We start from the raw sequence: 14,884 nt of genomic DNA on the forward strand, positions 1-14,884 counted from the left end.
AAAATCCTCATAGCAATGAAAAAAATAGCATTTATCCTCTCTTTATTTATTTTCTGTTTATTTCTCGATACCATTTTGTTTGCCCAAACAACAGAATCTTTTTCCTACGATGGCATTACGGAGCTTACGGTGAAAGGTCGCTATGCCAAAGTGATAATCGATGGGCAAAACGGCAATCAACTGACTTTCAAAGGTGAGATTACAGGAAGTGGGAACGATGAAATTAAGTACGAAAAAAATGGCAACTCGCTAAAAGTTTGGTTGGAAGTGAACGGAAACTCTTGGGGCAACAAAAAAGCCACCCTAGATTTCAAAGTACCGAAAGGTATAGAGCTTGTTGTTGACAACTCTTCTGGCGGGGTAAGCGCCTCTAATTTGGATGGTCCAAAAATTGAACTTTTAGCCTCTTCAGGAAGTATTTATGCTGAAAATATCTCTTCGGGCTTGATTCTTAAGACTTCTTCGGGCGGTATAAAAGCAAAAGAAATTACGGGGGATATTAACGCTAAAAGCAGCTCTGGTGGGCAGCATTTGGATAATATTGTTGGAAATATAAAAGCGGTAGCTACTTCGGGCGGGGTAAAAGTAAGTAATGTGAAAGGCAGTTTGAATATCTCAAATTCTTCGGGTGGAATTTCAGGTGACGAGGTGATGCTTACGCAAAGCTCTTCTTTCAAAACAAGCTCTGGCGGAATCAAAATGGACTTTGTGAACGATTTGGATGATTTGAGCTTTGAGTGCTCGGCTAGCTCGGGCAATATAAAAATAGGCGAAGAAAGCAGTGGAAAAAAGATCATCCTGAAATATGGGGATATCATGATCCACGGAGTTTCCAGCTCTGGAAGCCAAAAATATTCGACGAAGTAAGTTAGAAAAGTTATACAGTATTTTCTTTTCCAAAAGGCAGGCGCATTCGTCTGCCTTTATTTTTTTAGCTTTGCGAAAATCTTTTTCACCACGCATTTGACCCCACAGATATGAAAGATATTAGTGCAAAAGTTGCGGAAATGTTATTGGAAACAGGAGCGGTAGTTATCCGTCCAGAAGATCCATTTACCTGGACCTCGGGCTGGAAATCACCAATCTACTGCGACAACCGCCTTACATTGTCCTTTCCCGAAGTTCGCTCTTACATCAAAAAAGCACTCACTGCTACCATCCGAAATAAATATCCTGATGTAGAAGTGATAGCAGGTGTAGCAACAGCAGGAATCCCTCAAGCGGCATTGGTTGCCGATTTTATGGAGCTTCCGCTCATGTATGTCCGCTCCAAGCCAAAAGGGCACGGCATGGAAAACATGATAGAAGGAACGGCAAAAGCTGGGGCAAAAGTTGTATTGATAGAAGATTTGATCTCTACGGGAGGAAGCTCGGTAAAAGCAGCGGTAGCCCTCAAAGAAGCTGGGTACGATGTACTTGGGCTTGGCGCAATTTTCTCCTACGGGTTCGATGTTTCTTCGGAAAACTTCGCACAGGCAGAAGTTGACTTCTTCTCCCTGTCCAACTACCAAGATTTGGTAAAAAACCTCGTGGATATGGGTAAAATGGAAGAATCTGTTGCCGCTTCACTTGGGGAATGGAGGAAATCACCTTCTACTTGGAAGCAATAAGCCTCTACTCTTCGCTGCCTAGTTCTTTTATCAGCCAGTTCACTTTTTGGTTGAAGCTTGTGATATAATTATTGACCTTGCTGGAAAGCAGGTGCAGATAGGCTTCGTTGGAAAAATCGATTTCGGCATTGCCAATTTCATGCGCTGCTTCCGACACTTCCACATAGAGCGTGTCGTGGAGCAAGTCAGGACCTTTTGGGATCATCATAGCCATCTTGGCGGGTGGTCCCATTTTTTTTGCCGCCCGTATCATGTCCTTCGCTAAGTACTTCCACTGCTCTTCGAAAGCAGGCACGCCCACCACCGAGCTGCTCAGGCTCAACACCACGGTCAGCACTTTCATTGCAGTCATCACTTCACCAGCCCTATAAGCAATATTGAACGCAGTCCCTTCTGGAGAATCTTCACCTATTTTCTCATTGAAGCCTTCGTTGGCAATTTTTGACCAAGAAAAATAGGCTTCAGGAAAACGAGGAGCGGGCAATAAAATAATATGGTTCTTCTCGGCAATGGACTGGACATTCATCACTTCGCCCATTACTTTAGGCGTATCGTTTTGTAAAGTTTTCATCTCGTCCGAAACCCTAGAAAGCAACTGGGGGTTGGGAAAATTGGTGTAATGCCCCAACAAATCCATTGAGTTGAAATATCCTCCAGACGCTGCTGCGTAAAACCCTGCTACAAAACTTTCTTTTAACGTGACCATATTTTTTAATTACCTCACTTTTGAACTTCATCCAAAAATAGGATAATAAGAGGGAACTTGGTGGATAATAGTGATTTTTGATTTTGTGGTACACAACAAAAAATCCAGCCTTTTCACAAAAGCTGGATTCAAATTTCGGATATGTATGTTGAGTAAAAGGCTTTAGTCCACAACTATTAGATTTTTGGTTCGCTGCCAGACAGATTCATACAAAACACACTTTTCTACCTTGCAGTAACCTCTTGCTCTTCCACCACTTGCCCCCAATCATTAAGCAGTCTTAGTGTAAATTTGGCATCAGGGCCTTGGGTATGCTGGAACATATAATTGTAGCCTTTTTTACCTGGGTAAAGTTTTGAATCTTCAAACACTACCCAAATCACTTGCCCGTTAGCATCGTAAATAACCAATTTCCCCTTCATAATCGCTTTTTTGATAGTTACCCTAAACTGTCCTCTTTTCACCATGGGCTTATATTTTTTGGCATCAGCCGCATTCACGTGGAATTTTTGCTCCACTATGGTTTTTCCTTCTTTTTTTATTTTCAAAAAATACTCTCTGTCGATAGGAAGCTCTCGCCCGTCCATAAAAGCAGCCCTGTTAAACCCTTTCTGGAATTTGCGGTCATCGGCAAGCAAGATGTAAAGTTTATCTTCCGAGTCGTAGATGCCGATGCGAGCAGTGGTAGCCTCTGGCAGCTCAAAGGTCACGAAGGTTTCTTTTGGCAATTTTTTGAGCCTAACTATGGAATCGGCTGGGGTTACGGTTTTCTCGTTCAGTACACCGCTTTCGTTTTCTAGGCGCATGGTAAAAGTAGCACTATCGCCAAAAGTATGGTGCATTCCTACTTTGAACTGGTAAAACCCAGGCTTCATGTCTTTGTCTTTCAGGTATTCCCTCACCATTTGCCCATTTTGGTCGTACAGCCTTAGCTTCACACCTTTGGCATAATCGAGCAAGAGGCACTCAAAACTGGTGTTGATCGTGGTAATATGGTGTTCCCTAGGTTCATAATTATTTTGGTCGCAAGGTTTTCCAGTTGCTTCGCTCACTATCTCGCATAGCTGTTTCACCATTTCAGGGTTCCTACCATAAATATTCCCCATGTGCCCTTCGGAAGTCACAGCCCACACCGCAGACTGTGCCGTACTGGATTGGTACTCATTTTCGCTAATAGTTTGGGCAAGAGCCAAAAGCGGTCCCTCGGCTTTCTTCCCAAGCGAAAAACCTGAGCCTTTGGAGGGAGCTGCGTTGTGCGATTGGGTACACATGGTGAACAAACCGAATTGGGAGATTCTCTTGGGGCCAGCTGCCAGTAGGGCTTCTTGGGTAACCACCAAATTTTGCCACCAGTCTTCGTCGCTTTGAAACATGGTACCCGGTTCTACTTTCAAGTTGAGCCTATAATTGGAAACATTGGTCACTTTCAACAAGATACACTCACCATTGTACCCACCCTTTCCTTCTATATCGAGCTTTATAAGCTTACGGTCAACGGCATCGTACAGTGAGATTTCGGCTTCGGGACCTTTTGCAAGCAATAGGGAGGGAAGTAATAGAATCAGAAAAAAAAGGCAGGTTCTAGATTGTTTAAAAGTCATGGAAATCAAGGTTTTGGAGTGCGGAAAGATTTAGTTATTCCCAATAAATACGAGAAATTTCATGCCACATTGTGAAATAGACTATTTGGAAAAGCAACCTAGGCATCATAGAAACATTTCTTTTTTTGTCTTTTTTTTAAACAAATCGAAACCTAAAGGGCTTTTTGTTAAAATATCATTCAACTAACCTTCATATTTTTCAAAAATTTAAAACTAAAGGAATAAGCAAAAAGGGTTTTTAAAACCAATACAATAAACTTACCTTTGCATCCAAAATTTGCTTAACGCCTTATTTAGAAAGCTAAATGCCTAGGAACAGAAGAATAAGATCGGTCTTAATCATTGGAAGTGGTCCCATCGTTATCGGACAAGCATGTGAGTTTGATTATGCAGGTTCGCAAGCAGCCCGCTCATTACGAGAAGAAGGGATAGAAGTTACACTAATCAATTCCAATCCCGCCACTATCATGACAGATAGTGTGACAGCGGACAATATCTACCTCAAACCGCTTGAAAAGAAGTACATCATTCAAATCCTGTCTGAGCACAACATAGATGCAGTGCTACCTACTATGGGTGGGCAAACTGCACTTAACTTGGCTATAGATTGCGAAGAAGCTGGAATTTGGGAAGAGTTCGGTGTAGAAATCATTGGTGTGGATATCAAAGCGATTGAAACTACAGAAGACAGGGAGCTTTTCAGGAATAAAATGATCGAGCTTAACATCAATGTTTGTAAAGGTCGAACAGCAAAATCATTTTTGGAGGGAAAAGAAATAGCCCAAGAAATAGGTTTTCCATTAGTAATTCGTCCATCGTTTACCCTTGGCGGTAGCGGCGGCGGGTTTGTACATACCAAAGATGAGTTTGACAAAGCCCTTACCCACGGCTTGCACACATCACCAGTACACGAGGTGCTAGTAGAGCAAAGTATATTGGGTTGGAAAGAATATGAGTTGGAGCTTTTGAGGGATAATGTAGGAAACGTCATCATTATCTGCTCTATCGAGAACTTTGACCCAATGGGTATCCATACAGGGGATTCCATTACGGTTGCTCCAGCTCAAACCTTGCCCGACACGGTTTACCAAAACATGCGCGACCTTGCCATCAAGATGATGAACGGTATTGGTCAGTTTGCAGGTGGCTGTAACGTTCAGTTCGCAGTAAACCCTGAAAATGACGATATAGTAGCCATCGAAATCAACCCTAGGGTATCGAGGTCTTCGGCACTAGCATCTAAAGCTACAGGTTACCCAATTGCCAAAATCGCTGCAAAACTTGCGATAGGCTACAACTTGGATGAGCTTGACAATGCCATCACGGGTACTACTTCAGCATTTTTCGAGCCTGCGCTCGATTATGTAATCGTGAAGATACCTCGTTGGAACTTTGATAAGTTCAAAGGTTCTGACCGTACTTTAGGATTGCAAATGAAATCTGTAGGTGAGGCAATGGGAATTGGAAGAAACTTCCAAGAAGCCCTCCAAAAAGCATGTCAGTCACTCGAAATAAAAAGAAACGGGCTTGGTGCTGATGGAAAAGGACTTACCAAACAAGAAGAAATAATCCCAGGTCTTGAAAAAGCAAGTTGGGATAGGATTTTCAGATTGTACGATGCCTTCAAGCTCGGTATTTCACTCAAGAAAATCCATGCCATCACCAAAATAGATAAGTGGTTCCTTAAGCAACTGGAAGAACTTATCCACCTAGAAGATAAAATTGAGGAATATACGATCGAAAGTATTCCTTACGAACTTATGCTCATGGCGAAGCAAAAAGGATATGCCGATAGGCAAATTGCTTTCTTGCTTAAATGCCTAGAGAGTGAGGTTTTTAAGAAAAGGAAGGACATGAAAATCAACAGGACATGGAAACTTGTTGATACGTGTGCTGCAGAATTTGAAGCAAAAACACCTTATTACTACTCTTCTTTTGACGAGGAAAACGAGTCGGTTTCTTCTGACAAGAAAAAAATAGTGGTATTGGGTGCAGGCCCTAACCGAATAGGTCAGGGTATTGAATTTGACTACTGCTGTGTTCATGGCGTGTTGGCTGCTAAGGAAGCTGGTTATGAGACTATCATGATCAACTGTAACCCTGAAACAGTTTCAACCGATTTCGATATTTCGGACAAGCTTTATTTCGAGCCAGTTTTCTGGGAGCATATCTATGAAATCATAGAACATGAAAAACCAGAAGGTGTAATAGTTCAGCTTGGTGGGCAAACAGCTCTAAAACTTGCTGAAAAGCTTAGCCGCTACGGTATAAAAATAATAGGTACTAGCTACGAGGCACTAGATCTTGCTGAAGATAGAGGTAGTTTCTCTGAGTTATTACAAAAGCTAGACATTCCATACCCTAAGTTTGGTGTGGTGGAAAATGCTGACGAAGCATTGGAAGCTTGCCAAGAACTAGGATTCCCATTGCTAGTGAGACCGTCTTATGTACTTGGCGGGCAGAGCATGAAAATCGTGATAAACGAGGAGGAACTAGAAGAGCATGTAGTAAGAACCTTGAGGCAAATACCTAACAACAGGATTTTGCTCGATCACTTCTTAGATGGAGCTATGGAAGCAGAAGCTGATGCGATTTGCGATGGGGAAAATGTTCATATCCTTGGCGTGATGCAGCATATAGAACCTGCGGGTATCCACTCTGGTGACTCTTATGCAGTACTTCCTCCTTATAACCTTGGAGATTTCATTCTTCACCAAATAGAGGAATATACTAAGAAAATTGCTTTGGCTCTCAACACTGTTGGACTTATCAACATCCAATATGCCATCAAAGATGATAAGGTGTATGTGATTGAGGCAAACCCAAGGGCATCTCGTACAGTACCGTTTATTTGCAAGGCTTATCAAGAGCCATATGTAAATTACGCTACAAAAGTGATGCTTGGGGCAAACAAAGTCACCGACTTTAAGTTTAATCCTCAGAAGAATGGATACGCTATCAAAATACCAGTATTTTCGTTCAACAAATTCCCAAATGTAAACAAAGAGCTTGGTCCTGAAATGAAATCTACTGGCGAGGGTATTTACTTCGTAGACAATTTGAGAGATGAGTTTTTCCTCAATATCTACTCTGAAAGAAACCTTTACCTCAGCCGATAAACCTTTATTGGTTTCAATATACACATACTGGCTGCCGTCTTTTGATGGCAGCCTTTTTTTTATTTCTTACAACAAAGTATTTAGATTTGTTAATCTAAGTTTTGAGCCTGCTTCAAGTCAACTGCTTACTTTTACTTGTCTAGAGTATTATTAGAAAAGAAGATAAATTTCTACAACTAATGAAAAAAACATTTCTACCCCTCCTCGCCTTCTCATTTTTGGCACTTTCCTTTATTTTATCCAAAAATGTCACTACTGTTTTTGTAAATACACCAGGGGTTGAGGTATCCTCCAGTTCAGAATCGGGCGGCAGGCTTCGTACAGGAAATGTAGAGCTTGAAAACAATGTTTGGGGACTGAAAGGTGACGGCTATTCGTACAAAATTTTCACTAAAGAAGATAAAACCTTTGGCTGGGAATGGCGCACCCCAGGCGGGCAAGATGGATCAGTAAAAATGTACCTACAGGCTATAATTGGACACAAACCATTCTTTCATTATACCATAGGGAAAGGATTTCCATTTATTCCTAAAGAACTCAAGAGCATGAAGGTGCACTTTAAGTACGAGGGCAGCTACCAAGGCAGAAGAAACTTGGCCTTTGAATTTTGGACGGTAGATGAATACCACGGTGATAACGAATATATCAACACAAGAAAAGATGGCTCTAAAAATATCATTGGGGAGTATATGTTTTGGATGCAAGCAAGCTACGGCATGCCCATAAAACATGAAAATGTGGAAATAGATGGTAGAAAGTGGAATGTAGCCGCAGGAGACCCTGGCCATACGTATGTTGCTTTCATGCCTGCCAATGGCGACATCAAAGAAGCAACAATCGATTTCAAACCTTTCATGGATTGGCTGATTGCCAATAATTATTTGAAAGATACGGACAAGGTCATTAGCCTTGAGCTGGGAAACGAAGTGATTGAAGGAACAGGAAAAACACTCATTAAAGATTATAGTGTTACGATAGAAAAGTAGAAGGTTTACTTTTAAGAATAAAAATGGTCGGCGCAAAAGTTGCGCCGACCATTTTTATTTTGCCTTTTTCATTTTAACCTGCTTTTTTGCCCCAAACCTAAGATTGATTTTGTGGCTACTTTCAAATTCCGTAAACTCGTAGGTAAATCTGCAACTGAGTACGTTAAATTTGGGTTTAAGCTAGTAGTATTAAGAGGAAAATCATGAGAGAAGACTATTTAGATTCGGATGGTGAAAATATGTCGAACGAAGAAAGGGACACGGAAAAAGCACTGAGACCCTTATCGTTTGGCGATTTTACTGGACAACAAAAGGTTGTTGATAACTTAGAGATTTTTGTAAAGGCAGCTTTGCAACGCTCCGAAGCACTTGACCACGTACTACTTCACGGCCCTCCTGGCTTGGGCAAAACTACGCTTTCTTATATTTTGGCAAATGAACTTAATGCTAATATAAATGCCACTTCTGGCCCTGTGCTAGAAAAACCTGGTGATTTGGCTGGGCTTCTGACCAATTTGGAGGAAAATGATGTATTATTCATTGATGAAATCCATAGGCTCAACCCAGTAATCGAGGAGTACTTGTATTCCGCAATGGAAGATTACCGAATCGATATTGTCCTCGACTCAGGACCTAATGCACGAACAATCCAACTTTCTTTAAGTCCTTTTACACTTATTGGGGCTACAACAAGGGCTGGATTGCTCACCTCGCCACTGCGGGCTAGGTTTGGTATAAATGCCAGGCTTGAATATTATGACGCCAGACTATTGTCTAAAATCGTACTTCGCTCGGCAGAAATCCTAAAAGCTCCTATTGAAGCGAATGCAGCTATGGAAATTGCCCGCAGGAGCAGGGGAACTCCTCGTATTGCCAACAATCTCTTGCGAAGAACCCGTGATTTTGCCCAAATAAAAGGTAATGGCACGATCGATTTGGCAATTACAAAAGTAGCTCTGGACGCCTTAAACGTAGACCAGAATGGGCTAGATGAAATGGACAACAGAATATTGAGAACAATCATAGAAAAGTTCAAAGGCGGGCCAGTTGGTTTAACCACTATTGCCACTGCGTGTAGTGAAGAGGCAGAAACAATTGAGGAGGTTTATGAGCCCTTTTTGATCAAAGAAGGCTATATAAAACGCACCCCGAGGGGCAGGGAAACAACTGCCTTGGCCTACGAACATCTCAATATAATCCCACCTGCTAGTGAAGGCACTCTTTTCGGTTAATTTATTGCAAACACGATATTTATCATTTTTATCTCTGCTTATAATGGTTACATTTACACTCCATTTTAGCAAGCGAAACATGCTGATTTTTTAAATAAAAAATTATTCATATACCTTTTTAAATAATAGAAATTTCTATGAAAAGCATCGATGATTTTAATTTTTCAGGAAGAAAAGTTCTTATACGAGTGGACTTTAACGTTCCTTTGAATGACCAATTACAAGTAACTGACCACACTAGAATTAATGCAGCTGTGCCTACTATCAAGAAAATTCTTTCTGATGGCGGTTCTGCTGTTTTAATGTCACACTTAGGAAGACCTAAAACAGGTCCAGAAGATAAATTTTCTTTAAAGCATATCATTCCTGATTTGTCAAAAGCCCTCGGTGTTGAAGTTAAATTTGGAGGAGATTGCATAGGCGCTGAAGCTGCTGCCGCATCGGCTGCACTTAAAGGCGGTGAGGTTCTTCTTTTGGAAAATCTTCGTTTTTACAAAGAAGAAACTAAAGGAGATGTTGAGTTTGCCAAAAAACTCTCTGTTCACGGAGACTTCTACATGAACGATGCATTTGGTACTGCACATAGAGCGCATGCTTCTACCGCCATTATCGCCCAGTTCTTTACCGAAAAAGCTTGTGGATACGTAATGAAAGCCGAGCTCGACAATGCTGAAAAAGTGATTGGCACACCAGTAAGGCCGTTTACTGCGATTATGGGTGGAGCGAAAATTTCTGATAAAATCATGATTATCGAAAAACTACTCGATAAAGTAGATAATCTAATTATCGGTGGTGGAATGTCATACACTTTTTCAAAAGCACAAGGTGGAGAAATAGGTAAATCTTTGCTCGAAGCTGATAAACAAGAATTGGCTCTTCAATTACTTGAAAAAGCCAAAGCTAAAGGAGTTAATTTGATTTTGCCTGTTGATACAGTTGAAGCAAATGATTTTAGCAATGATGCTGATACTAAAGTTGTAAAATCTGGAGAAATAACTCCTGAATGGGAAGGTCTTGACATTGGACCAGAAACTATTGAGTTGTTTAGCAAAACTGTTGCAGCATCTAAAACTGTACTTTGGAATGGTCCAATGGGTGTTTTTGAATTCCCAACTTTTGAAAAAGGAACTGTTGGTATCGCTAATGCCGTAGTTGAAGCAACTGAAGCTGGTGGATTCTCATTGATTGGCGGCGGCGACTCCGCTTCAGCTATCAATAACTTGGGTTATGGCGACAAAGTATCTTATGTCTCAACTGGCGGTGGCGCTCTTCTAGAATACATGGAAGGCAAAACCCTTCCTGGTGTTGCAGCACTCGACGAATAAACATATTTACTTCCAATATTTTGAAGCCTCGTTAACCAACGAGGCTTTTTTTGTTATTTTCGTCCACACATAAAACAACTTGTTAAAAAAGGAAATAGAATCATGTTCAATTCTCTAAAGTACTTCGTCATTATTGCATGCTCATTAGCGCTTTATTCTTGTGAAAACTCAGAAGAAAAAGTACCCGACATTTCAAATATCCCTCGACCTAAAATAGAAATTGAGCGAGTTGAAGATTTATTCAAGAGCAAAGACAAATTTCAGATTGCTGAATATTTAGATCAGCACCCAGAGCTTGCAAAGCAGTTTTTTAAAATAGATAACTACCCTGATGATTCGGTTTTGGTCAATATGATCTATAATTTTTCTATCGACCCTCATACCGATACTTTAATCAATGATGTAGAACGAATTTTTCCTTCAACAGAAAGTTTAGAAAAAGAGCTGGAGCAAGCTTTTACCTATATCAAATATTATTTTCCCGATTTTAATGTACCCAAAATATATACAAGCGTTTCAGGGTTTGGGTCTTTTGGATTTGGAGCAGATTTATTTTATTCTGAAAGTATGATTGTGATTGGGCTAGACTGGTATGCTGGACAAAAATCCACCTATAGGCCCCAAGACATTCCCGACTATATGCTTCGCAGGTACGAGCCAGAATATATAGTCCCAAATATTATCACCTATGTTTCGGCTAAATACAATTCCTACGATTTCGAAGACCGAACACTTCTTGCCGACATGATCTATTATGGCAAAGCTTATCATTTTACAAAAAAAATGCTGCCCTACACCGCTGATACACTTATCATCGGCTACACCCAAAATGAATGGGATCTTTCAGAACAGTTTATAGATATCATTTGGGGACACTTTATAGAAGAAAATATTTTTTATGTCACTAGCGAAAGCCAAAAGGCTTTATACATTGGAGAAAGACCAAACATTCCTCAAATAGCAGATAAATGCCCAGGCAGGGTTGGTAGATGGATTGGATGGGAAGTGGCAAGAGAGTTTTCACGAAGAAAAGAAGAAACTAGCTTACCTGAACTAATGTCAATAAAAGATGCTCGGAGAATATTCCAAGAATCAAGATATAAGCCCCAATAAACACAAAAAGCTGGATCTTAATGATCCAGCTTTTTTTAATGTATGATCGAGTCAAGTGACCTCGAATATGCCAGTATGTTGTCTATCGACCTTTGGCCAGGCTCTCCCTTCGCCTCCAGTCTATCGAGATTCCCCTTCAGGCTGACCAAGTTATAGAACTCGTCTTCCAGTTCCGGGTCGGAGAAGATCCGCGACGCTATCTCCCCTGCCTCCGATGGGCTTACCTCGTGGTATACATATCTTAGAATATCATTTTGAATCGCTGCTATCTTGTTTCTCTTTTTTTTCATTGCTCGCTTCAGGGTTCATTTGTTTCCTCAAGTTGATCAAGGCATAACGCATGCGGCCAAGGGCGGTATTGATACTCACGCCGGTAGTCTCGGCGATCTCCTGGAAGCTCATCTTCATGTAGTGCCTCATCATGAGCACCTCACGCTGCGCTTCCGGGAGGTTCTGGATCAGCTCCCGCAAACGGGCGTGGACCTCGTTCTTGATCTGCTGCGACTCGAAAGAGTCTTCCGAGAACTCCAACGTGTTGAAAACGTTGCTGCCGTCCTCCATCACGATCATCGGGTAGCGCTTCTGCTTCCTGAAATTGTCGATCGCCATGTTGTGGGCTATCCTCGAGATCCACGGGAGGAACTTCCCCTCCTCGTTGTACCTGCCTGTCTTGATCGTCTTTATTGCCTTGATAAAGGTCTCCTGCAGCAGGTCCTCTGCCACGTATTGGTCCTTTACTATCAACAAGATCGTCGTAAAGATTTTGTTTTTGTGTCTTAGTACTAGTTCCTCAAAAGCGCTTTCGTTTCCTTTTTTGTACTGGCTTATTAATTCGCAATCACTTACTTTGTATTTCTTCATTTCGGTAGTTGTATTTAGTTAACGATGATAATGAATTGGTATTGCTATTTTAGGGCTTCCACCGCTAACTTTTTTTGTTTTAGGGGCGGCAAACTTACAGACAGGAAGAAAACGATGTAGGTTATTCACATGGTTGACAGCACTTTACGTGATAGGTATGTTTTATTGGAAAAAAGCTGTTTTTTTATAAAAAAAATTGAAATACCCACAGAAACACACATACCTATACAGGGCACAAACCTTGGCAAACCAGGTAAAAACCCATTTTCCAGCTTATTTTTTTAACATTACCCCAAAAAGCCTACACCCAAAGTTCTTTCCGGGATATCGAGAATCCTATACAGAAAAGTATTCCCAAGATGGGAAAACATTACATCGGGGAGCAAGAAAGCCCACCTGCCCATGCAAGAAAAATAGGGTAAAAGCGAAAAAAACGGGCAATAAAATAGGCGATAAGTACAAAAAAACAGCGGTAAAGTGATAGGCGGGCCCAACTACCTGATAGGTATCAACTTTTGGAGGGGCAAGAAGCCAGCTTTCTGGAAAAGATAAACAGCCCATACGGGTTTTAAACCGATATTTGAAATTCGGGACAGTATCTTTCTGGAATTATTGTGCTATATAAGAATAGATAACAGCCTAATTTCATGACCAAACTCAGCTTCTATTCAATTGGACTCATAAATACTATTTTGTTTACCATAGCTTAACCTATCCATCGCCCAAACCTTCTATTTTTAAAGAATAAAACAAAACTATACCATTCAATCAGAAATCATGGGAATAAAAATCTACTATTCATTTCTAACAATACTATTCATTGCTTTTGGATGCCAAGTCGAATCTGAAGAATCTAAATCTAAAATCCCTAAAAATGATACTTATAAATACTTTGATGAAGAACTAAAGCCTTTTTACCACGGTGTCGCATCTGGCGATCCTTTACCAACCAGAGTAATAATATGGACAAGAGTCACCCCAGAAATTGCCGAATCAGTTGAAGTAGAATGGCAAGTAGCCGAGGACATGAACTTTTCCAAAGTCATCAAATCGGGGAAAGTTGCAACAGACAGTCTGGTAGATTACACGGTAAAGGTTGATGTAAGCGGCTTATCACCAGCCACCACATACTTTTATCGATTTACCTCGCTTGGTAAAACTTCGATAATTGGAAAAACCATGACTAGCAACCAGTCCCTAACCGAGCCGCTCAAATTTGCAATTGTGAGCTGCAGCAACTACGAAGCTGGATTTTACAACGCTTATGCCAGAATAGCCGAAAAGGAAGTGAACGCAGTTATCCATTTAGGCGACTACATATATGAGTACGCTCCAAAAGTATATGGAGACTCTACAACGGGACGGTTTCATTTACCAGCCCATGAAATTGTGACCCTCGAAGATTATCGCATACGCTATGCACAATATAGGCTAGATAAAGACCTCATGAAGGTTCATCAAAAACATCCTTTTATTACTATTTGGGATGACCATGAAATTGCCAACAATGTTTATAAAGATGGGGCCGAAAACCATCAAGATGATGAAGGTGATTTTTTAGCTAGAAAAGCTGCTGCAAGAAAAGCCTATTATGAGTGGATGCCTATAAGGGAATCAAAAACTTTATATAGGCGCTTTGATTTTGGACCGTTGGCAAACCTGCTTATGTTAGATGAGCGATTAGAAAGAAGCAAACCCGCAGATAGCCTACAGGCGACTGAGTATTTGGATGAATCGAGAAGTATGCTGGGTAGCGAGCAATATAAATGGCTCACCCAAAATTTGAAAAGCTCGCAAGCAACATGGAACTTGATTGGGAACCAAGTTATTTTCGCTGACCTAAATATGAGTCCTATCTACCCTCAAAGCCCTCGAAATCTTGATTCTTGGGACGGTTTCCCAATCGAAAAACAGAAACTCTTATCCTTTCTAGATTCAAGCAGCATCAAAAACACTATTTTTCTAACAGGAGATACCCATAGCTCTTGGGCATTTGAAGTTCCTTCTGAGCAAAAACGCTACAATAAAGGAGCAAAAATAGTTGCATTGGAATTTGGGACAACAAGTATAACCTCATCTAACTCCAATGAATATACTACGGACGATTCTGTAAAGATGGCGGAAAAAATACTTCTAGCCCCATCGTTGAACCCCCATCTAAAATTCACAAACTTAAGAGACCACGGCTATTTGTTGCTGACACTCACCCAAGAGGACCTGACCGCAGATTGGTATTATGTTTCTACTGTTAAAAAAAGAAGCAATGAAGAAATGTTAGCGTATAAAATTGTTGTAAAAAACAATGAGTTGAACCTTCAACAGTAACAGCAT

General features: G+C 40.8%; 12 protein-coding genes. 8 read left to right on the top strand and 4 right to left on the bottom strand.

From position 1 onward, the window contains the following. Positions 1–15: 15 nt before the first annotated feature. Together R9C00_27175 and pyrE are read left to right on the top strand one after the other, a co-directional pair. Positions 16–867 carry a hypothetical protein gene (locus tag R9C00_27175; GenBank protein ID WPO35384.1) on the top strand — a complete coding sequence of 284 codons (852 nt, stop codon included), beginning with the start codon at positions 16–18 and terminating at the stop codon, positions 865–867. A 110-nt stretch (positions 868–977) separates the two neighbouring features. Continuing rightward, positions 978–1,610, top strand: a complete 633-nt coding sequence (gene pyrE / locus R9C00_27180) for an orotate phosphoribosyltransferase (protein WPO35385.1) — start codon at positions 978–980, stop codon at positions 1,608–1,610. Positions 1,611–1,614: 4 nt separating this feature from the next. On the opposite strand, the gene R9C00_27185 is transcribed toward pyrE, so the two are convergent. Next, positions 1,615–2,316, bottom strand: a complete 702-nt coding sequence (locus tag R9C00_27185; protein WPO35386.1) for a hypothetical protein — start codon at positions 2,314–2,316, stop codon at positions 1,615–1,617. 224 nt (positions 2,317–2,540) lie between these two features. Further along, positions 2,541–3,917 (bottom strand): hypothetical protein, encoded by a 1,377-nt coding sequence (locus R9C00_27190; GenBank protein ID WPO35387.1) that lies wholly within the window; start codon positions 3,915–3,917, stop codon positions 2,541–2,543. Between the two features lie 305 nt (positions 3,918–4,222). Between R9C00_27190 and carB the strand changes: the two genes are divergently transcribed. From carB to R9C00_27215, 5 genes are all read left to right on the top strand, one after another. Then, entirely contained in the window at positions 4,223–7,036 is a 2,814-nt protein-coding gene (carB, locus tag R9C00_27195) for a carbamoyl-phosphate synthase large subunit (protein WPO35388.1), read from the top strand. A gap of 179 nt (positions 7,037–7,215) precedes the next feature. Next, positions 7,216–8,022, top strand: a complete 807-nt coding sequence (locus R9C00_27200; protein WPO35389.1) for a hypothetical protein — start codon at positions 7,216–7,218, stop codon at positions 8,020–8,022. Positions 8,023–8,225: 203 nt separating this feature from the next. Beyond that, on the top strand, positions 8,226–9,254 hold the full coding sequence (ruvB, locus tag R9C00_27205) for a Holliday junction branch migration DNA helicase RuvB (protein WPO35390.1): 1,029 nt from the start codon (positions 8,226–8,228) through the stop codon (positions 9,252–9,254). A 137-nt stretch (positions 9,255–9,391) separates the two neighbouring features. After that, complete coding sequence (locus tag R9C00_27210; GenBank protein WPO35391.1) at positions 9,392–10,579, top strand: phosphoglycerate kinase; 1,188 nt, start codon at positions 9,392–9,394, stop codon at positions 10,577–10,579. A 102-nt stretch (positions 10,580–10,681) separates the two neighbouring features. Beyond that, entirely contained in the window at positions 10,682–11,692 is a 1,011-nt protein-coding gene (locus R9C00_27215) for a gliding motility lipoprotein GldB (GenBank protein ID WPO35392.1), read from the top strand. Between the two features lie 35 nt (positions 11,693–11,727). On the opposite strand, the gene R9C00_27220 is transcribed toward R9C00_27215, so the two are convergent. Beyond that, entirely contained in the window at positions 11,728–11,982 is a 255-nt protein-coding gene (locus R9C00_27220; protein ID WPO35393.1) for a hypothetical protein, read from the bottom strand. Beyond that, a complete protein-coding gene (locus R9C00_27225) occupies positions 11,942–12,553 on the bottom strand; it encodes a sigma-70 family RNA polymerase sigma factor (GenBank protein WPO35394.1) in 612 nt (203 codons plus the stop codon). Before R9C00_27225 ends, R9C00_27220 begins: the two co-directional genes overlap by 41 nt. Positions 12,554–13,330: 777 nt before the next feature. On the opposite strand from R9C00_27225, the gene R9C00_27230 reads away from it, so the two are divergent. Further along, positions 13,331–14,878, top strand: a complete 1,548-nt coding sequence (locus R9C00_27230; GenBank protein WPO35395.1) for an alkaline phosphatase D family protein — start codon at positions 13,331–13,333, stop codon at positions 14,876–14,878. Positions 14,879–14,884 lie beyond the last annotated feature (6 nt).

This window comes from Flammeovirgaceae bacterium SG7u.111, assembly GCA_034044135.1.
Lineage (GTDB): Bacteria > Bacteroidota > Bacteroidia > Cytophagales > Flammeovirgaceae.